Below are 20,578 nucleotides of genomic sequence, written 5' to 3' on the forward strand. Positions count from 1 at the left end.
ATGAAATTTTATATTGGAACAGACCATGCCGGAATTGAGCTTAAGGACTGGACTGTTGAGCTGTTACGTGCAAAAGGCCATGAGGTAGAAGATTTTGGCCCTTATACAAAAGATAGAGTTGACTACCCTGACTATGCACATAAAGTGGCAACTGCAGTACTAGCGGATAAAGAGTCTCAAGGGATTTTAATCTGTGGTAGCGGAATTGGTATGAGCATGGCAGCGAACCGTCATGCAGGCATTCGTGCTGCACTTTGCCACGATGCCTATACGGCGATGGTCGCACGTGAACATAATGATGCAAATATTCTTTGCTTTGGTGAACGCATTGTAGGAAAGGGTGTTGCTGAGTCCATCATTGATGCATGGCTTACAAATGGCTTTGAGGGTGGACGCCACATTCAAAGAGTCGAGAAGATAGAGGCAATTTAAGTATGTTTTGGGAATGGTCGCTTTTAACACTTCTCTCAATTGTCTCAATCTATCTCTTTGTAAAGATGTTTTACTTTAAAAGTATTACAAACAAAGAACAAAGAAGTAATGATCTGATGAAGCTCACGCTTCAAGAGGCTGAGATACTCATTCGTAAATATCAGATTCAACTCCAACGTGCACTTGGGAATGTTGATATTTTAACAGAAGAGCTGACCAAACTTAGAAATGAACTTAAAGTACTTAAACAGAGAAACTCTAAACATAGACAAGAAGTTGATCGTCTCAATGCCAAAATAAAAGCATTAGAGAGCAGAATTGATGCCCTACTCTAAGGAAGAAAAGATGAAGACACTCACGCAAAAAGAGAGACAAATAATAGAAAATTCCATCCGTGATATTAAAGATTTTCCAAAACCTGGAATTATCTTTAAAGATATAACTACCCTACTCAATAATAAAGAGGCTTATGGTGCTTTAATGAAGCACCTGTATGAACGTTACAAAGAGTATGATCTAGACTACATTGCAGGTATTGATGCACGTGGTTTTATCTTTGGTGCCGCACTTGCACAGATGCTTGGTCTTGGTTTTGTTCCTATTCGAAAAAAAGGAAAACTCCCATACACGACTATTAGTGAAAAGTACTCTTTGGAGTATGGGTTTGATGAGATAGAGGTACATATCGATGCTTTTGGTGAGAAAAAAGATGCCCGTGTGCTTATTATGGATGATTTGATTGCAACCGGTGGTACTGCCAATGCAGCTGCTACACTTATCAATCAAACAGGTGCGACATGTGTTGAGTGCTGTTTTGTCATAGGGCTGACATTTCTTGATGGCATCGAAAAATTAAAAGAAAAAACGCAAGTTTATTCACTTATAGAGGTTAATTAATGTATATACCAACTGCTTCAAAATTTGATCCGGATGAGCGCGGACACTTTGGAATTTTCGGTGGACGCTATGTCCCAGAAACTCTTATGCCTGCACTTTTAAAGTTGCGTGAGGAGTATGATGCAATACGTTTTAATAAAGATTTTTGGGCTGAAGTTGACTATTATCTAAAAGATTATGTCGGTCGTCCTTCTCCACTTTACTATGCAGCAAATATCTCTAAAGAGCTTGGTGCAAAAGTTTACCTAAAAAGAGAAGATTTGAATCATACGGGTGCTCATAAAGTAAATAATGTGATCGCCCAAGGACTTATGGCGAAAAGATTAGGCTATAAAAAAGTTATTGCAGAAACCGGTGCCGGTCAGCATGGTGTGGCAACTGCTACAATTGCAGCTCTTTTAGACTTAGAGTGTGAAATCTTTATGGGTGCAAAAGATGTTGAGCGTCAAGAGTTAAATGTTTTTAGAATGAAACTTCTTGGTGCAAAGGTAAATTCTGTAGAGAGTGGAAGCCGTACTTTAAAAGATGCAATGAATGATGCAATAAGACACTGGGTAACAAATGCACGAGATACCTTTTATATTATCGGTACTGTTGCAGGACCACATCCCTACCCTATGATGGTAAGAGATTTTCAAGCTATCATCGGTTGGGAAGCACGTGCTCAAATACTTGAAAAAGAGAATCGTCTGCCTGATCATATAATAGCGTGTATTGGCGGTGGATCTAATGCTATTGGAATGTTTCAGCACTTTTTAGAAGATGAAGGTGTTGAGTGTATCGGAATTGAAGCCGGTGGACTTGGGATTGATGATAAAAATGGATGTAGTCTTCAAAAAGGACGTCCAGGAGTACTGCATGGACAGATGAGCTACCTACTTCAAGATGAAGATGGACAGATTTTAGAGGCTCACTCTATATCAGCAGGTCTTGATTATCCAGGAATCGGCCCTGAACATGCTTTTCATCATGACAATAAATCTGTTACATATGACTATATCACAGATCAAGAAGCCCTTGATGCTTTTGTATGGCTGAGTCAAAAAGAGGGAATCATTCCTGCATTTGAATCATCTCACGCAGTAGCATATCTTAAAAAACTGCCAAATATCAAAGATAAACTTATCATCGTAAACCTCTCAGGTCGTGGAGATAAAGATATGATTCAAGCCAAAGATCTACTACACTTTGACTAACTAGACTATATGGATTTTTCCATAGGTCTGTTTTTTCGCTTCGCCAAGAGCATATTTTGCTCTCTCTATAACCTCTTTTACATCATCATCTTCAGTAAAAGAGGTTATACCAAATGCCAACTCAGGTTTAATTCCCTTCATTACTTCCACATTTGCAAGTTTGGCTTTGAGTTTTTTCGTAATAAATTCAGAGGCAGAGACACTTGTATTTGTCAGTAAAATGATAAAATCAGACCCTGCCCATCGTGCAAGTACATCCGACTCACGAATAGATGACTTAAGAGCCTTTGCAAACTGTGAGATAACCTTCTCACCCTTTTCAAGTCCAAAGGTACCTATGAGTTTGTCGATATTTAAAAGACTGAGATAAATAAGTGTCGTATCTGTTTTATATCTATTAAAATAATTTATTTGATGGCGTAAAATAGCCTGCATATGCATTTTTGATGTTAATTTTGAGAGTTGGTCAACTGTTGCCAAATTTGCAAGTTTATCAACACGCAGTTTATACTCACGCAGCTTAGAAAGCTGTTCACAATGATAATCAACCCGAGCAATAATCTCTTTTGAGTCAAAAGGTTTTTTAATATAATCAGAAACACCCGCACTAAAGCACTCTTCTAACATTTTTCGACTATGCTCTTTAGAACTGTCCATATAGACAACAGGTATTTTAAGAACCATATCCACCTCAGAAAGCTGTAGCACATCTTCTACTGCGACATAGTTGATATAAGAGTTAACCAAAATCAAATCAAATTCATCTACTTGAAGCTCTAGACTTTTAAAGCTCTCTGTATCTAAAATAGCTTTGCAAGCATATCCTACTTTGGAAAGAATCGTGTCTAATACCTCAAAATTTTGCTCATTTAATTCTATTATTAAAATTTGTTTATTTATCATAAAAAAGATTTTATCATAAATAATTTTTTTATGAAGTTAAATCACTTTCGTTTCTATTATTTTGCTACTATATAAAAAATAAATTACTAAATGGAACAAAAAAGATGAATATACAACTTATCAATAAAAAAGTATTTGATACAAAAAACAATCTTACTCTGAAACTGATTACAGCAGAGAGACTTGAGAAGGCAAAATTCAAAAAAACACTGAAAAAAGCAGGGTTTCAAGCAGAACAGGATTCTCTTTGTGCAATGCATGGTAAATCACTTCTTTTTTGTGGTTTAGAGAACTATGATGCTGAAAACCTACGTACTGCAGCAGCTACAACTGTAAAAGCAATAAAAAGTTATGACTACAAATCAATTTCAGTTAATGTAGATAAAAACAGTATTCAAGCGATCATTGAAGGATTTGTTCTAGGTGGATATGAGTTTAACAACTACAAATCAAAGGCAAAAAAGATAAAGATTAAAAATCTCTATCTTACATGTGAGAATGTTGAAGAACTTTCAGCACTTTTTGAAGAAGCACTCATTGTTGCAGAAGCTACATGTTTCACACGTGATTTAGTAAATACTGCACCAGATGATATGTACCCAGAAGTAATGGCGAAAGTTGCTAAAAAACTTGCACGTGAGAATGGTCTTTCATGTGATGTTTTAGGCAAACGTGAGCTCAAAAAAGAGAAATGTAATGCAATGCTTGCAGTTGGTCGTGCTTCTCGTCATGACTCAAAACTCATTCACCTGGCATACAAACCAAAAAATGCAAAAAAAATCATTTCACTTGTTGGTAAAGGATTGACTTATGACAGTGGTGGTCTTAGTTTAAAACCGGCAACAAGCATGGTTACAATGAAGATGGATAAAGCGGGCGCATGCGCAGTTCTAGGTATCATTAAAGCCGTAAGTGAATTAAAACTCGACATCGAAGTCCATGCATTTGTCGGTGCAGTTGAAAATATGATAGGTGGTGATGCTTATAAGCCTGATGATGTTTTAGTCTCACGTAAAGGTGATACGATTGAAGTACGTAATACTGATGCAGAGGGTCGCCTTGTTTTAGCAGATGTACTTGACTATGCACAAGACAGAACAAAACCAGACTATCTCTTTGACTTTGCAACACTTACGGGTGCCTGCATGGTAGCACTCGGCCAATACACTACAGGTGTAATGGGACACTCTAACAGACTCAAACATGACCTTAGTAAAGCAGCGGGTAAAGCAGGTGAGCTTACAGCGAGTCTGCCATTTAACAAACATCTCAAAAAACAGCTCAAAAGTGAAATAGCAGATATCTGTAATATCTCTAACAAGCCTTATGGTGGTGCTATTACAGCAGGTCTGTTTTTAGATAACTTCATCAAAGAAGAGAACAAAAACAAATGGCTTCACTTTGATATCGCAGGAAGCGCATATACTGAAAGTCCTTGGGATGTCAATGTTCACGGTGCAACAGGTGCAGGTGTACGATTTATGACACAATTTTTGAAAAGTATAAAATAGTTGTGATATAATTTCAAAAATTTGTTAAAAAGGAGAGAGTAATGGCACTCAATGAACTGTTTGCAGCTACAAAACAAGCACTGCTCAACAATACAAAACCATGCCATTGTCATCTCTTCTTTACGATAAAATCAAAACTTATGATTTTACTCAACCACTACATTCCAAGATGCCCATACTATACAGTATGTTTTGCATTTCGTCGCAGTGGTGTTCACCCTCCTCTAGCAATATCCCTTTAATAATCAAACAATCTTAGAAAAACAAACAAAAAAATATTGTCAGAAATGACACAAAACAAAGGATATTGTGATGTCAAAAAATAGTTATGTAGTAGGATTTCCAAGAATTGGAGAACAAAGAGAACTCAAGTTTGCACTTGAGAGCTACTGGAGTGGTAAAAGTGACTTTAGTGAAGTTACAAAAGTTGCAAGTGAGCTAAAAAAGAGACACTGGACATACCAGAGAGAAGCAGGTATTGAATATATCAGCTCAAATGATTTCTCGCTTTATGATAATATGCTTGATACTTCTGTACTTTTTGGTGTAATTCCGGAGCGTTTTAAAGGTCTAAAAGACGAAGAGCTTTACTTTACAATGGCTCGTGGGAACAAAGAAGCAACTGCCTGTGAAATGACAAAATGGTTTAACACAAACTACCACTACATCGTACCGGAACTCTCAAAAGAGATGCAGTTCAAACTCAATGCAGATAAAATCATCAACGAATACAAAGAAGCAAAAGCAGCAGGATTTAAGACAAAGATTAATATCATAGGTCCACTTACTTATCTAGGACTTTCAAAAAGAGCTGACGGTGGTGATGTTTATGAATTTTTTGCAAAACTTCTGCCACTTTATGAGGAACTTTTAGCCAAGATAGCAAAGCTTGATGATGAAGTAGTTGTGCAGATAGATGAGCCGATCTTTGTAAAAGATTTAGATACAAAAGTACTCTCTTTAATCAAGCCAACATATGATAAACTTGCACTCATATCAAATAATATTAAACTCTCAGTTGTGAGCTATTTTGAACACTCAAGCGAAGCTACAAAAATCCTTGTAAACACGCCTGTTTGGGCTCTTGGACTTGACTTTTTATATGGCGAAGAGAATTATGATTCACTGGGTATTATTGCAGACTCTGGAAAAACACTCATCGCAGGTGTTGTAGATGGAAGAAACATCTGGAAAACAGATATAGAAGCAACGCTTGCCAAGCTTGAAAAAATCGCAAATGTTGTTAATAAAGAAAATATTCTTGTAGGTTCATCTTCTTCACTTTTACATGTTCCTTTCACCCTTAAATATGAAGAGAAAATGGACAGTGAAGTAAAAAACTGGTTAAGCTATGCCATTGAGAAACTTGATGAGATTTCTCTGCTCTGTAAAATATTTTTTGACGGAGAAGCTTCTCTCTGTGAGGATGAGAAAAAAGCACTTATCTTAAACAAAGAGGCAAATATCTCACGCAGAACTTCAAAACGCATCCATGATGAAAAAGTACAACAAAGAGTAGCAACAGTTACAAAATTAGAGAGAGACGGTGCATATGAGGAGCGTATCAAAATTCAAAAAGAGCTTTTAGGGTATAAAGAGCTTGCAACAACAACTATCGGCTCATTTCCGCAAACTCCAGAAGTAAGACATGCAAGACGTGAATTTAAAAACGGTAATCTCACGCAAGATGTTTACACGCAAGAGATGAAAAACTACATTGATGAATGTATAGCATTTCAAGAAGAGTGTGGACTGGAGATTTTAGTTCACGGTGAGCCTGAGAGAAATGATATGGTAGAGTACTTTGGAGAGCAGCTTCAAGGCTATGGATTTAGCCAAAACGGTTGGGTACAGAGTTATGGAAGTCGCTGTGTAAAACCTCCGTTTATCTATGGTGATATCAGCCGTCCAAAGGCAATGACCGTTGACTGGATCACGTATGCGCAAAGCAAAACGGACAAAATCATGAAAGGAATGCTGACAGGGCCTGTCACAATCCTAAACTGGTCTTTTGTGCGTGATGATATGCCAAGAAGTGAAGTAAGCAAACAAATCGCACTTGGAATCTGTGATGAAGTTGATGATCTGCAAAATGCAGGCATTAAAATCATTCAAGTCGATGAAGCTGCCTTTAAAGAGGGGTATCCGCTGAGAGACTCAAAGGTCCAAGCGTACGAAGATTGGGCGGTGAGAGATTTTAAACTCTCTGTGAGCTCTGCAAGAAAAGAGACACAGATCCATACACATATGTGTTACAGTGAGTTTAATGACATCATTGCAACCATTGAAGCGATGGATGCTGATGTTATCTCAATCGAGACGGCAAGAAGTGGCAATGAACTACTCAAAATCTTTGCAAAAGTCGGCTATAAACAAGAGGTCGGTCCGGGTGTCTATGACATTCACTCTCCACGTATTCCATCAATTGAAGAGATAGTGGCACAGATCCACTCACTTCTAGAAGTTCTACCAAAAGAACAACTCTGGATAAACCCTGACTGTGGATTAAAAACACGTAAGTGGGACGAAGTAAAACCAAGTCTTAAAAATATGGTTGAAGCGGTTAAAATCGTAAGAGAAGAGTTACAATAAAAGAATAGAAGAAGTCCTTTTTATGGACTTCTCACTCTACTGCATATTCATTCTCTTCATCTGACCACCTTTAAAATTTTTCGGTGGATAGTTATCGAACATCCAAGAACTCACTTGACGTAACTCTTCTTCAGTTATATTCTCTTTTTGAGAAGGCATTAAACCAAAACGTTTGATCTTCTGTGGCATACAGACTGCCTTTTCTTTTGTTGGATTTTGAACATAAGCGACTATAAAATTCACAGCATCTTTTTTATTTGGATATACCATTTTAATATGTCGCATAACTCCCATCAGTGGTGGTGCTACTAAACTAGATTTATCTTTTGGCATAGTTTTTATGTGACACATTGCACATTTATTGTCAAATATCTTTTCAGCTCCACTCGATGCCGATAGTGATGTGGTTATTCCCATAACTCCAATCAATGTAATCATCATATTTTTCATTTTCAACTCCTAATTTTTATATTTTGTATTGTTGCATAGTAACGTTAAGTGAACGTTACTGTTCTTAACAATATGGAGATAAATCAATACAAAACTTTAGAAGATATACAAAAAACTACTCTACAACTTTTGGTAGTTCATTTAAGAGAATCTCTAAGTTTGGAAGCATAATGATCTCTATACGACGATTCAACTTTCTTCCCTAAACCAGTAGCAGAGATATTTTTCGGATCCATCCCCTCTTCTATCATTCTAAAACATACTAAGAGTATATTTGGCTATTTTCTTACTTCTCTTCCTATGTTTTTCTCCACAGATTTTATCTTGTTTTTTAATCTCTCTTCAGAGTTATGACGAATATCAAATTTTAAAGAGGAGTAGACTCGCTCACACTCTTTCACCTGTTCATATGCAAGTTCAATTACATCTAAAGCCTCACGCATTGTATCTGTCTCCACTATTGTCCCCATTGGTGTCAGTTTATATGTCACTCCACTCTTATCTATAGCATCGATGATTTTTGCCACCTGTTTGGAAACAGAACTACCCTCTCTACAATTATCAGATGTCGGAAACATTGCAAACTCTAAAAGTACACTCATAAAAATTCCTTTTGTTTTTTGCGCTATTGTATCACGCCCAATTTTAATTTTACTTAGCTATAATTGCAAAAAACTTTTTTAAAGGGTAATTATGGGATTAGCAATCGGCTTGGTCGGACTTCCAAATGTAGGTAAATCAACAACTTTCAATGCACTCACAAAGGCACAAAACGCAGAGGCGGCGAACTATCCGTTTTGTACTATTGAGCCAAACAAGGCAGTTGTTCCCGTACCGGACAAAAGACTCCACGAGCTTGCAAAGATTGTTAACCCTGAGCGTATTCAGTACTCTACACTCGATTTTGTCGATATTGCAGGTCTTGTAAAAGGTGCGAGCAAAGGTGAAGGACTAGGAAATAAGTTTCTCTCAAATATCCGTGAGACTGAAGTTATTTTGCAGATTGTACGCTGTTTTGAAGATGAAAACATTGTTCACAATGAAGGCAGCATTGACCCGCTGCGTGATGTTGAGATCATTGAAGGTGAGTTAATCCTTGCAGATATCGAAGTACTTTCAAATCGTATAGAGAGACTTAAAAAGCAGGCAAAAGCAGACAAGAGTGCAAAAGCTTCACTTGAAGTTGCAGAAGAACTTTTAGAGTTCTTAGGCGAAGGCAACTTGGCACGTAACTTTGAAAAAGCAGACTCTGATGAGTATAAACAACTTAACCGTGAAGTACGCTTTTTGACAGACAAAGAGATTATGTACGGTGCAAATACTGATGAAGATGGTCTTTTAGAAGATAATGAGTATGTAAAAGCACTGCGTGAGCACGCAGAGAAAAACAACTGCGAGCTTATCAAGCTCTGTGCAAAAGTTGAAGAGGAGCTTATTGGTCTTGAAGAGGATGAAGCAAAAGAGTTTTTGGATGAGCTTGGTGTTGAAGAGTCAGGTTTGGAACAAATCATTCACAAAGGTTTTGACAAACTCGGACTGATGAGCTACTTTACAGCCGGTGTCAAAGAGGTAAGAAGCTGGACTATTCGTAAAAACTCCACTGCCCCGCGTGCAGCAGCTGCCATTCACAATGACTTTGAAAAAGGCTTTATCCGCGCTGAAGTTATCAGCTATGAGGACTTTATTGAATATGGCGGAGAAGCCGGAGCCAAAGAGGCTGGTAAAATGCGTCTAGAAGGAAAAGAGTACATCGTTCAAGATGGTGATGTAATGCATTTCCGTTTTAATGTTTAGGAATCCCTCCTAAACATTTAGTTTTGCGATAGTCTGACCAAATTTCACTTGATCGCCTGTTTTTACCAGAACCTCTTCAAACATCCCTTTTTCAGAGAGTATGACAATCGTTGAACCCATCTCAAAACATCCAAAATCATCACCTTTATCAAGGTAGAGATTATCAAACTCATAAACCTGCTCACCTACTACATCTGCATTGGTCTGGATGCGAAGCTCAAAACTTACTTTCATCACACCAACATTAAGTGCTGAAACTAAAACCATATAGAATTTTTTACCGTTCATAGTCTCACACTGCAGTACAACCCTCTCATTTTCTATAAAAAGATTCAAACGTTTTTTAAGTGAAGGAAGATTTACAGGATAAAATTTCCCTGGAATATGTACAGCTTTTAAAACTTTGAGATTTGTCGGGATATGATAACGATGATAATCTTTTGGAGAGAGATAGAAGTTTATAAAATCTCCATCATGAACTTCTGCTTTTTCTTCCTGCGTGAAGTTCTCTCCTAAAAGCTCATCCGTCTTATAGCGCATTCCTTTGATTTGCAGTGCATAATCATCTACAAGTTTTCCACACTCCGAGATTAGTGAGTCACATGGAGATATAAAATCCTCTGCCCCAAGAGAGAAGTTTCTCATCTCACGCAGATGCCTTGTAAAGAGTGCATTGAGACTTTTATATGTGCTTGGTGCATGAAACTCACTCATATCCAGACCCATTAGACTCACATAGCTTTGATTGACTATATTTTGAAACCACGCTGGAAACTCTTTAGATGCGAATTTTCCAAATATTTGTGATATTGCTGATGTAATATGTCTCTTTTCCATTGTTACTATAAATCCTTAATTAATTTTTCTTTTTGCTATTTCTTCTATAAGTACTGTTGCATATGAACCTTTTGGAAGTGTAAAGTTAAGTTCATATTGTGCTTCAACTTGATTGAAACGTCCCTCTATATCTGTCGGATAAACCCATGCATAACGACGTGCTCCATCTGCGTTGATATCATCATCATAATCTTTCTCTATGACTCTGGCTTCCATAGTAGCAAGCCGAGCTTTTTTCCCAGGAAGCAGGCCTGTAACACTTACATCACGTTCATTAAAACGTTTTAAGTCATCCTCTGCACCCTCATAATCAAAAAGTCGACCGTAAGGGTAATGTTCCATAACATCTCCACTGATAAGTTTAAAAGGATGAGATTGCGCTTTCATCTTTTTTACTTCATCATTTGGCATATTAAGCAATGATTCTAATTCGCTAGCTTCAAAACTATTCACAAGCGAGTTAATCTCAAGTCTGCGTGAGAGCCAGAGATTAAAGAGATGTGACTGGTAAGCATTGATAAGAAGCTTTTTTACACGAGGGTTTCTCTCACGTGCTTCACCTTTTGCCAATTTTTCTCCAAGAATATGGTTATTGCCGTCATTCCCAAAACGCTGGTATCCAAAAAAGTTTGGCATTCCCTGCTTGTCAATGTTTTTCAAGGCTTCATCAATTTTAGCCGCACTTGTAGGATTGACCTTTTTGAGTTTAATATAGAAACGATTAGCTTTTAAGTGCCCGATACGGATTTTATTGTTGTGATAGGTTTTTGAGAGAATTTTGATGCCGTCAAAATTAAAACTATCCATCGCCTCTTCATATTTTCTATGCAGTGAGATATACTGTTTTGTCATGGCATGTTTGTCTTTGAGCCCCGCATAGCCTATCTCTTTGTTTTTGATGCCAAGATAACGGGCAATCTGTCCTATCATCTCTGTTGTAGAGAGTCCTTTTTTCCTCACAAACAGGACAAGGTGTTCTCCCTCTCCACTAAATTCATAAAGAGGTATCTCTTCTACTACAAAATCCCGTGGAGACTGTTTAAAATGAAAATCTATACTTGCATGTGCAAGCGAATAAAATCTATCCATATAATTCTTTTTCCTACTATTTAAAAATGGTGTGCCCTACATCTGTTTTTATATCTGTTGCGTGAGGCTCTTGCAAAAATATTTAAAGGTGTTCGACTTTGTACAGCCCGCCGAACTACTGCTTTTCTATCGCGCTTATCAAAGGCTATAAGCATCTCATACTCTTCACCGCTACACCCCAATGACTTAGGAAGTTTTGTATGAAATCGCACGCCGATACTATTGCGTGTTGTAATCTTTTGTAAATCACTCAGGAGCCCATCAGAAATATCCATGCCGGCTTTTAAAAACCGTTCTGATCTTCTAATAAAAGTATCTCTGAGTTGTATATCTACAAACTTCGACTTTTTATGAATCTTTCCAAGATTGAAAAGTTTTTTAAGCTCCTTTGCACTCTCTCCAAGCTTCCCTGTATACGCAAAAAGGTAGTTATCTCTCACACCTTTTCGAAGTAATGGTTTTTTACTCTTTGAAATAATCGTCACGGTTATGTCTAACTTCGTGTTACTTATCGTATCGCCACCAATAATTTCCATATTATAACATTTTGCAACATCTTTAAAGCCCTTTGCGAGCGCTTGCATATCATGTTTTGACATACTTTTTGGCATTGCAACACTCAAAAGTGCATACAGAGGCTTTGCATTCATGGCAATGGCATCTGAAATATTGACCAGCATCGCTTTTTTAGCTATCTGTTCATAACTCATCCACTCTTTTTTAAAGTGGACATTTTCAAAAAAAGCATCTTTTGAATAGATAAACTCACCAATGCAAGCAGCATCATCACCAATATGTTTATTGTTAAAAAGTGATATAAAATAATTTTCTAAATTCAAAAACTCTTCTTTTTCTTAAGCTATTATTAATTGCAACCGATATAGAATGGTAAGTTATTATAACATTTTTAGGAAAAATATTTATGAAGCAATCCATAAAAAAGATATTTCAGAACTTAAATACATATTTACTTTTTGTTTTATTTGTTGCGATACTTGGTATGTTACTTGTTCTAGAGCATAGTTTATCATTTGACAAAGTAGATAATTTACGTAATCAAAAAAAGATTATCTCTACACTTACAAAGCTAGATAAAAGTGATCTTGAACTAGCACTTATACAGTTTAATGGTAAAAGCACTCGCCTGCATCAAGAGATAAACAAACTACGTACACTTTATAAGTATGCTTATATTGACAAGTATGTTCTTAAAAATGAACAAGAGTACTTTGCAGATTTACAAAAACTCTCAGAACTGACCGACACTTTCAACAAAGCTGCAAAAGAGTACTATGTTGACACAAGAGACATAGAACGAGAAAAAACAGCAAAAAGACGTTTAGACGTAGCGCTCTACACTATTAACAAACATATAGACTCTATGCTCCTAAAAACCATAACATATAATGAAGAGAAATTTTACTTTGTTAAAAATGCTATTGTTGTTATTTTTATTCTTATTCTTTTAGCAACATTTTACTATCGTCGTACACTTAACGCTATCTACAAAGATATAGAGTTTTTATATCAAGTGGAGAAACACAGAAAAACCTATACTATCTTTTCTCAAGAGGCCGATGCAATTGCACTGCGCATGAACAGAAAAAACACATCAAGTGACAATCCTGATTTTCTTGATCCGGTAACCGGTATCAATAATCATAAAGGATTAATTAACTCATACTCAATGAAAAAAGGTGCTAAAGAGAGTAACTTTACCTCTGTTACAGTTTTAGAGATAGATAATTTTTCAAAATCAAACAGAGCCTTTCCTCAAGATGTAACACAGGCAATACTCAAAAAAATTGCCTATACTATCTCTCTACATGAACAGGCCATTGATGTCATTGCAAGAACAGATTTTAATCAATTTACAATTATTTTTTCCCGCTCTTCAAAAGAGCAGTCCTACAAAGATGTGGAGCTCATTCGTGAAAGTATCGCAGAACTAAAGTTCAATATTCCACATCAAGGTTCTACACAGATAACTGTCAGTGGTGGTTTTGTCATCAAACCAAACAACACCTCTTTGGAAGAAGCAATGAAACAGGCAAAAGAGATTTTACACTACGCACAATCAACAGGTACCAACAGAATTCTTCAAGCAAGAGACCTTGCACAACGAGAGATATAATATCATTTTGTATTATATGTCTCAAATAGTAACAAACTGAAACTTCCTCGATACAAAGTCAATATTTAACCTGCACTAAGGCTGACTGCGATATAATCAGCATTATTTTAGTTCTTTATTGAAGGAAAGTTAATGAGTATTCCTATTTATACTTACGACGCAATTATTGTTGGTGCAGGTCTTGCAGGATGTGCAGCAGCTAGAGAGTTGCAAAACGCAGGAAAAAAAGTCGCTGTTATTACAAAGTTACATCCACTTAGAAGTCACTCAGGTGCAGCACAAGGTGGTATCAATGCAGCATTTAGTGATGAAGACAGTGTTGAGCTTCATGAATTTGACACAGTAAAAGGTTCTGATTACCTAGCAGACCAGGATGCTGTTGAATTTATGTGCCAAAAAGCTCCTGAAACAATTCGCTGGGCTGAAAAAATGGGTGCTGCTTTTAGTAGACAGGAAAATGGAAAAATCGCACAACGTCCATTCGGTGGTCAATCTTCTCCTCGTGCATGTTATGCAAAAGACAGAACAGGATTAACACTGCTTCAGACTGTTTATGAGCAAGCAGACCGCGTTGGTGTAAAATTCTGGGATGAGTGGTATGCTGCAGATATCATCTATAAAGATGGAAAAGTTTCTGGTGTTGTAGCATTTAACATTCGTGATATGCAAATGGCGATTTTCAATGCAAAATCTGTCATGTTTGCAACAGGTGGTTATGCTCGTGCGTATAAAATCAACTCAAATGCTCACGCAAATACAGGAGACGGTCTCTCTATTGTAGCGCGTCACGGTCTTCCATTAGAAGATATGGAGTTTGTACAATTCCACCCATCAGGACTATCAGGAAATGGCGTATTAATCTCTGAAGCTGCACGTGGTGAAGGTGGAAGACTTTTCAACTCTAAGGGTGAGCGTTTTATGGAAAAATATGCACCAAATGCTCTTGAGCTAGCAAGTCGTGACGTTGTTGCACGTGCAATCCTCAATGAGATTCGTGAAGGTCGTGGTGTAGGACCTCGTAAAGATGCCGTATATCTCGATGTAACACATCTTGGAAAAGATTTAATCATGGAGAGATTACCAGAGTTGCGTGAACTCGCTATGACTTTCCTTGGACTAGATATGATAAAAGAGCCAATTCTTATCTCTGCTACAGCACACTATTCAATGGGTGGTATTCCTGTAGATATTGATGGTCATGCTCGTCTTAATAATGAAGATTTCATTGAAGGTTTCTATGCTGCTGGTGAATGTTCTTGTGTTTCTGTTCATGGTGCAAACCGCCTTGGTGCAAACTCAGTACTTGAAGCACTTCTATTTGGTCGTTTTGTTGGAAAAACAATGGTTAACGATATAGAAAATATCACGTTACGTCCGGCAAGTCAAGATGATGCAGCCAGAGCACTTCAAGAGGTCGAATTTATTTTGAACAATAATGGTGATGAAAGTGTTCCTTCACTTCGTGATGAATTGCAACACTGTATGAGTGATAATGCTGGTGCATTTAGAACGAAAGAGACACTTCAAATTGCCGTAGACAAAGTAAAAGAGTTGCGTGAGCGTTTTAAAAATATCCGCATCAAAGACAAATCAAAAATCTTCAATACAGAACTTCAAGAAGCGATAGAGTTTGGGCATATGCTTGACTACTCTCTTTTTATTGTTGAGAGTGCTATTGCGAGAGAAGAGAGCCGTGGTGCACACTACAGAGAGGATTTTCAAGAGCGTGATGATGAAAACTTCTTAAAACATACTATGGCGTATATGGATGAAGATGGCAATATCAAACTTGACTACATGGATGTTGTTCTTGGCAAACATGAACTTAAAGCAAGAAATTACTAAGGATAACTTATGAGTACAGAACATAAAATAACTACACAAAAAGTAAACTTCAAAGTATTCCGTTTTAATGCTGATGAAGATTATTTACCATATTATGAAAACTACGATATGGAAGTGACTTCTGAAGAAGTTGTACTTGATATATTAAACAGAATCAAATGGGACCATGATGGAAGTTTTTCATACAGAAGATCTTGCCGTCACGGTATCTGTGGTGCTTGTGCTATCAAAGTAAATGGCAGAAGTACACTTGCATGTAAAGAGAGCATGAACGACATGGTTGCACTCTTTGGAAATGAGCTTGTCATCGAACCACTCAGTATCAAACGTGCTGTAAAAGATATGATCATTGACAAAGGTGACTTCTGGGAGAAACACGAAGCTGTAACACCTTATCTTGTCGCAGATATTGATGAGGAACCAGAGATGGAGAATCTTGTTTCACCTGAAGATGCAGAAGCACTTGATGAAGCAGACTTATGTATCCAGTGTGGTGCTTGTCATTATGCTTGTCCTGTAGTTGAGATAAATGAAGATTTCATGGGACCAGCGGCTTTTGCAGCAGCATACAGATTTGAATCAGATGTCCGTGATAATGCTGATTCAAGACTTGCGGATGTAAATGCAGAGAAACAGGGTGTTTGGGATTGTGTAAAATGTTTTGAATGTGCTGAAGTTTGTCCTAAAGAGATCAATCCTATTTCTAAGATCACAAAACTGCATCAAATGGCATTCCAAAAAGGAATCGCAGAAAATAATGTTGCAGTACGTCACGCAGTCGGATTCAAAAAATCGATTGAAAAACGTGGTGTCCTTGATGAAGGTGGCTTAGTACTCTACTCTGAAGGTCCAGCTATTGTAAAACATGTTCCAGTTGCACTCAAAATGCTTAAAAAAGGCAAAATTGCAATGCCATGGAATATTCCAACATCAGATAATATGGATGAGATTAAAAAACTTGTCAAATCTTCATCTACAGCAAAGTTCTAGGAGTTAAAGAATGGAAAAATTAAGATACGCACTTTTTACAGGATGTACAGCAAAACAGAGTACTCCAGAGCAGATGATGTCAACAATGGCTGTGGCTGAAAAACTGGGAATCGAACTTGTAGAGTTAACAGAAGCTTCTTGTTGTGGCGCTTCTCACTTACAGGATTATGATGACTTTTTATCACTTGTTTTAAATGCAAGAAACATTGCTTATGCTGAGAAACACGGGCTTACAATGGTAACTATCTGTAATACTTGTCAACTTAACACTGCAATGACAAAACATCGTCTGGATGAAAACCCAGAACTCAAAGCAAGAGTAAATGAAAAACTTGCAGAAGTTGGATTGGAGTACAAAGGTACTTCTGATATCACTCACTTCTTATATGCTATCATTGATGATATCGGTCTTGATAAAATCAAAGAGATGGTTGTAACACCACTGAGCCAGTTCAATATCGCTCCTTTTTATGGATGTCACAATATTCGTCCCTCAGAGTTACAAAATGAGACACACAAAACTCCAGAGTCAGCATACCGCCCTACTTCACTCGATGATCTAATCATTGCGTGTGGTGGTCAAAATGTTGACTATGAAGAGAAGAACAAATGTTGTGGTTTCCATGTTGAGCTTCAAGCTCCTCATACTGCTGCAGTTCTTACTGGTAATGCGATTGCGGGTGCGATGGATGGAAACGCAGACTGGATGGTAACACCATGTCCACTCTGTCACCTTAAACTTGATACGCAAACTGCACATGCAAGTGAAGCAATCGGTCGTGAAGTTGAGCTTCCTGTACTTCATATGCAGCAAATGGTAGGGCTTGCACTTGGCTGTACTCCGGCTGAGCTTGGACTTAACCATCACTTAGCGAAAGTTGATTTCGTTTAATACCTCTTTTTTATTCCATCTTTCAAAGATGGAATAATCCTCTTCTATATAAAAACTTCAGGACTTTACAAATGTCAGATACAATCGAGATAATTTCATGGAATGTTAATGGAATTCGTGCCGTTGCTAACAAAGAAGCTCTTCAATGGGTAGATAAACGTGATACCGACATCTTATGCCTTCAAGAGATAAAAGCCCAAAAAGAACAGATTCCAGATAATCTTTTTGAAAAAGAATTTACAGAAGTTCTTATCAATCCTGCTCAAAGAAAAGGTTACAGTGGTACAGCGACTTTTAGTATGCTACAAAGTGATTATCATTCGACTTGTCCAGAGATAGACACAACCCATGAAGGGCGTATTATTGAAACACATTATGATGATATCGTTTTATTTAATGTCTACTTTCCAAATGGACAAAGAGATGAAGAAAGACTGGCTCATAAAATGAAGTTTTATGATGATTTTTTAGCACATTGTGAAGCGCTGCGTGAGGATGGAAAAAGTATCATCATCTGTGGAGATGTTAATACGGCTCACCGTGAGATTGACTTAAAAAACCCTAAAGCAAACGCCAAAACATCCGGTTTTTTACCGATAGAGCGAGCATGGATAGACAAACTGCTTGATCATGGCTATATAGATACATTTCGTTATGTAAACGGAGATGAAGTTGACAGATACTCATGGTGGAGCTATCGTGCAAATGCTAGAGTGAAAAATGTAGGCTGGAGAATTGACTACTTTTTTATCTCTGAAGATTTGGAAGAGTCTTTGGAAGATGCTTTCATTTTAGACTACATCGAAGGATCAGACCACTGCCCTGTAGGTATTCGTATTGCAATATAAGATTATTTCTTATACTCTCTCACACAAATAATAAAGTTTTTATCGCATTTATCACTTGAAGATGTAAATCCATTGCCTGTAAAAACAGTAATGGCATTTAACTCTTCATTTTTATCACTCTCACTACTCCAGTACACATGTGCTCCCAAAAATTGAAACTTCTCTTTTAATTTATCTGATTGTGAAAGTGTAAAAAGTTCTTTTTGTGTAGCTAAACGCCAATCGTTGTGCCCACCTAAGTCTAATTGTTTACAGTATCCTACTGCCAATTTCCATATCTTTTCTTCTGCTTCAACATTGTCCTGCCACTGTAAGTGCTGTTTATTATCCAACACAAATCCTTGGTCTCCTGCATAAAGAGAAGTAACTAATAAATAGATTGATAAAAAATACTTTAGCACGACAATTCCTCTTTTGGTTTTATTATAGTAACTCTTTTATGTGTACTTTTTGTGTAATCTCTCAAAACTACTTTCCAAGTCCAAAAACATTGGAAAGTGTATTGATATAATTGAAGTAACCCACAATCGCTACAGCTTCGAGTATCTCCTTATCACTCCATCCAAATGCTTTAATAGCATCGATATCTTCTTGCATCATCTTATAATTATCTTTTTTTGATGCTCTTACACAAAAGTTTAAAAGTGCCTTTTCTTTATCATCTACCTGCATATTGTCAATACCACGAAGAATCTCTTCGATTTTAGCCTCACTCAACCCTAGCATCTTTGCTATATTTTTATGAACATCAACACACATCACACAGCTATTCTCTTTAGAAATAAGCAAAGCAATCGCTTCTTTAATATCATATGAGAGATATGTCTTTTCTAAAAGATAGGTTTGTACCATTGCATCTGTTGCAAAATAGACTTTTTTATCAAGTGCCAAAAGTTTAAATATCTCTCCTAGCGAACCTGTTTTCTCTAAAATAGGACGAGCTCTCTCTTGAATCTCTGGACTCATCTCTTCAAATTCCGGTAAATCTATATATGCCATTTTTAATCCTTACTATTTTTAAAATCTGCAGGGTCTTTATACTCTAGAGAAGGTAACAGATACGCACCTACAAGTAAAAGAACTCCAAAAACCACTGTAATCACCATCCCATATTCTGTAAAAAAATCAGGAAGTCTTATTTTACCAAAATTTGGCTCCATTATCTTTTGAATATAAGGATAAAAATAGGTAAAAACAGCACCGCCAACCATACCACCAATGACACCAACAAGTGCATCGATTCTTCCTTCTGAAACAGAGACAAAAAATGCTGCAGGGCATTTTCCAAGTATAACAAGTCCTGTTCCAAAGAGCACTGCACCAATAATTAAACCTCCAAGAAGTGTCGGCTTGACATCAAAGCTTGCATAACCATTGGCTACCAAAAAATAGAAACCGATACTTGAGAGCCCTACTGTTGTCATTGCCATACGGATGGCTAATGTATCTTCAAAAAGTAAGAATCCTGCCATCTTTTCAAACTTGTCTAGCCTGCTGTAGAGAATTATTGCACCAAAAAAGAATCCTATCACAAGTATAGTTAAAATCGAGCCATGTTCCTCTTTTGCTATAATATCAAACATCACATGCCTTTTTCTTCTTATAAAAGACTCTTCCTACCAACATACCTGTTCCAAGTGCCAAAATTGTAAATATAAATCCACTTATTGCCATCTGCGAGCCTCCAGAGAGGACATGTCCTGCATTACATCCACCTGCAAGCCTTGCTCCAAAAACAAGTAAAAACCCACCAATAAAGCTCCAGAACATACGTGATGGTACAGATTTATTTTTTCTCTCCTTCCAAAGTGTTGGAATCAAACTGATATGAAAACTTTTGGTAATAAAGAGAGAAGTAAAAAGTCCTCCAAAAAACACACCAAGCAGCATCAATGCTTCCCAGGCACCTGAACTTTCTATCTCTTTTGTATATTCATAATGACTACTATCCAGTCCAAAAAGCATCGTCGATATATATGCCATACCGGTAGATGCTCCTATCGATCTATCTGCTCCCCAGATTGAAAAAGAAAAATAAAAAAGTAGACTCATAGCAATACCACCAGCCCACCACGGTATCTGTTTTGGCATAAAAACTCCTTAATATAAAAAGTGTAAAGTGATGCTTTACGTTTTGTATTATATGCTATAATTATTAAAATCAAATT

The 20,578-nt window shown here is 37.1% G+C and carries 23 protein-coding genes; 13 read left to right on the forward strand and 10 right to left on the reverse strand.

Annotated elements, in window-relative coordinates:
* The 4 genes from rpiB to trpB are packed head-to-tail and all read left to right on the forward strand — an operon-like array spanning position 1 to position 2,525.
* Complete coding sequence (gene rpiB / locus ES948_RS00470) at positions 1–432, forward strand: ribose 5-phosphate isomerase B (RefSeq protein WP_152182956.1); 432 nt, start codon at positions 1–3, stop codon at positions 430–432.
* Between the two features lie 2 nt (positions 433–434).
* Complete coding sequence (locus ES948_RS00475; protein WP_152182957.1) at positions 435–767, forward strand: hypothetical protein; 333 nt, start codon at positions 435–437, stop codon at positions 765–767.
* A gap of 10 nt (positions 768–777) precedes the next feature.
* Entirely contained in the window at positions 778–1,329 is a 552-nt protein-coding gene (locus tag ES948_RS00480) for an adenine phosphoribosyltransferase (protein WP_152182958.1), read from the forward strand.
* Positions 1,329–2,525 carry a tryptophan synthase subunit beta gene (gene trpB, locus ES948_RS00485; RefSeq protein WP_152182959.1) on the forward strand — a complete coding sequence of 399 codons (1,197 nt, stop codon included), beginning with the start codon at positions 1,329–1,331 and terminating at the stop codon, positions 2,523–2,525. Before ES948_RS00480 ends, trpB begins: the two co-directional genes overlap by 1 nt.
* On the opposite strand, the gene ES948_RS00490 is transcribed toward trpB, so the two are convergent.
* The gene (locus ES948_RS00490) at positions 2,526–3,428 is read right to left on the reverse strand and encodes a GGDEF domain-containing response regulator (protein ID WP_152182960.1); all 903 of its coding nucleotides are present in this window, start codon (positions 3,426–3,428) and stop codon (positions 2,526–2,528) included.
* A 104-nt stretch (positions 3,429–3,532) separates the two neighbouring features.
* Here ES948_RS00490 and ES948_RS00495 point away from each other — a divergent pair, with 104 nt between their 5' ends.
* The 3 genes from ES948_RS00495 (at position 3,533) to metE (ending at position 7,531) form a co-directional block, all read left to right on the forward strand.
* A complete protein-coding gene (locus tag ES948_RS00495) occupies positions 3,533–4,939 on the forward strand; it encodes a leucyl aminopeptidase (protein WP_152182961.1) in 1,407 nt (468 codons plus the stop codon).
* 41 nt (positions 4,940–4,980) lie between these two features.
* Positions 4,981–5,181, forward strand: coding sequence for a hypothetical protein (locus ES948_RS00500; RefSeq protein ID WP_152182962.1), 201 nt, complete (start codon positions 4,981–4,983; stop codon positions 5,179–5,181).
* 70 nt (positions 5,182–5,251) lie between these two features.
* Positions 5,252–7,531 carry a 5-methyltetrahydropteroyltriglutamate--homocysteine S-methyltransferase gene (gene metE / locus ES948_RS00505; protein WP_152182963.1) on the forward strand — a complete coding sequence of 760 codons (2,280 nt, stop codon included), beginning with the start codon at positions 5,252–5,254 and terminating at the stop codon, positions 7,529–7,531.
* A gap of 36 nt (positions 7,532–7,567) precedes the next feature.
* Here metE and ES948_RS00510 read toward each other — a convergent pair whose 3' ends face one another.
* The gene (locus ES948_RS00510) at positions 7,568–7,981 is read right to left on the reverse strand and encodes a c-type cytochrome (protein ID WP_152182964.1); all 414 of its coding nucleotides are present in this window, start codon (positions 7,979–7,981) and stop codon (positions 7,568–7,570) included.
* A 278-nt stretch (positions 7,982–8,259) separates the two neighbouring features.
* A complete protein-coding gene (locus tag ES948_RS00515; protein ID WP_152182965.1) occupies positions 8,260–8,583 on the reverse strand; it encodes an MTH1187 family thiamine-binding protein in 324 nt (107 codons plus the stop codon).
* Positions 8,584–8,674: 91 nt separating this feature from the next.
* On the opposite strand from ES948_RS00515, the gene ychF reads away from it, so the two are divergent.
* Complete coding sequence (gene ychF, locus ES948_RS00520; RefSeq protein WP_152182966.1) at positions 8,675–9,775, forward strand: redox-regulated ATPase YchF; 1,101 nt, start codon at positions 8,675–8,677, stop codon at positions 9,773–9,775.
* A gap of 9 nt (positions 9,776–9,784) precedes the next feature.
* On the opposite strand, the gene ES948_RS00525 is transcribed toward ychF, so the two are convergent.
* From ES948_RS00525 to ES948_RS00535, 3 genes are read right to left on the reverse strand one after another with little or no spacing between them, the layout of a single operon-like run.
* A complete protein-coding gene (locus tag ES948_RS00525; protein ID WP_152182967.1) occupies positions 9,785–10,612 on the reverse strand; it encodes a phosphatidylserine decarboxylase in 828 nt (275 codons plus the stop codon).
* A 15-nt stretch (positions 10,613–10,627) separates the two neighbouring features.
* Positions 10,628–11,701, reverse strand: coding sequence for a tRNA pseudouridine(13) synthase TruD (gene truD / locus ES948_RS00530; protein ID WP_152182968.1), 1,074 nt, complete (start codon positions 11,699–11,701; stop codon positions 10,628–10,630).
* Positions 11,702–11,721: 20 nt separating this feature from the next.
* Positions 11,722–12,540: a thiamine-phosphate kinase gene (locus ES948_RS00535; RefSeq protein ID WP_152182969.1), complete on the reverse strand. Its 819-nt coding sequence runs from the start codon at positions 12,538–12,540 to the stop codon at positions 11,722–11,724.
* Positions 12,541–12,623: 83 nt separating this feature from the next.
* Between ES948_RS00535 and ES948_RS00540 the strand changes: the two genes are divergently transcribed.
* The 5 genes from ES948_RS00540 (at position 12,624) to ES948_RS00560 (ending at position 18,410) form a co-directional block, all read left to right on the forward strand.
* Entirely contained in the window at positions 12,624–13,835 is a 1,212-nt protein-coding gene (locus ES948_RS00540; protein ID WP_152182970.1) for a GGDEF domain-containing protein, read from the forward strand.
* A 132-nt stretch (positions 13,836–13,967) separates the two neighbouring features.
* Positions 13,968–15,680, forward strand: coding sequence for a succinate dehydrogenase flavoprotein subunit (gene sdhA, locus ES948_RS00545; protein ID WP_152182971.1), 1,713 nt, complete (start codon positions 13,968–13,970; stop codon positions 15,678–15,680).
* A 9-nt stretch (positions 15,681–15,689) separates the two neighbouring features.
* Positions 15,690–16,670, forward strand: coding sequence for a succinate dehydrogenase/fumarate reductase iron-sulfur subunit (locus ES948_RS00550; RefSeq protein ID WP_152182972.1), 981 nt, complete (start codon positions 15,690–15,692; stop codon positions 16,668–16,670).
* Between the two features lie 10 nt (positions 16,671–16,680).
* Complete coding sequence (locus ES948_RS00555) at positions 16,681–17,562, forward strand: CoB--CoM heterodisulfide reductase iron-sulfur subunit B family protein (RefSeq protein ID WP_152182973.1); 882 nt, start codon at positions 16,681–16,683, stop codon at positions 17,560–17,562.
* Between the two features lie 71 nt (positions 17,563–17,633).
* A complete protein-coding gene (locus ES948_RS00560; RefSeq protein ID WP_152182974.1) occupies positions 17,634–18,410 on the forward strand; it encodes an exodeoxyribonuclease III in 777 nt (258 codons plus the stop codon).
* Between the two features lie 2 nt (positions 18,411–18,412).
* Here ES948_RS00560 and ES948_RS00565 read toward each other — a convergent pair whose 3' ends face one another.
* From ES948_RS00565 to ES948_RS00580, 4 genes are all read right to left on the reverse strand, one after another.
* Positions 18,413–18,742, reverse strand: coding sequence for an Lcl C-terminal domain-containing protein (locus ES948_RS00565; RefSeq protein WP_188109406.1), 330 nt, complete (start codon positions 18,740–18,742; stop codon positions 18,413–18,415).
* Between the two features lie 136 nt (positions 18,743–18,878).
* The gene (locus ES948_RS00570; protein WP_152182976.1) at positions 18,879–19,409 is read right to left on the reverse strand and encodes a carboxymuconolactone decarboxylase family protein; all 531 of its coding nucleotides are present in this window, start codon (positions 19,407–19,409) and stop codon (positions 18,879–18,881) included.
* Positions 19,410–19,411: 2 nt separating this feature from the next.
* A complete protein-coding gene (locus tag ES948_RS00575) occupies positions 19,412–19,993 on the reverse strand; it encodes a YeeE/YedE thiosulfate transporter family protein (RefSeq protein WP_152182977.1) in 582 nt (193 codons plus the stop codon).
* Positions 19,986–20,501 (reverse strand): YeeE/YedE thiosulfate transporter family protein, encoded by a 516-nt coding sequence (locus tag ES948_RS00580; protein ID WP_152182978.1) that lies wholly within the window; start codon positions 20,499–20,501, stop codon positions 19,986–19,988. The genes ES948_RS00575 and ES948_RS00580 overlap by 8 nt, the downstream gene beginning before the upstream one ends.
* Between the last annotated feature and the right edge of the window lie 77 nt (positions 20,502–20,578).

The organism is Sulfurimonas indica (assembly GCF_009192995.1).
GTDB lineage: Bacteria > Campylobacterota > Campylobacteria > Campylobacterales > Sulfurimonadaceae > Sulfurimonas > Sulfurimonas indica.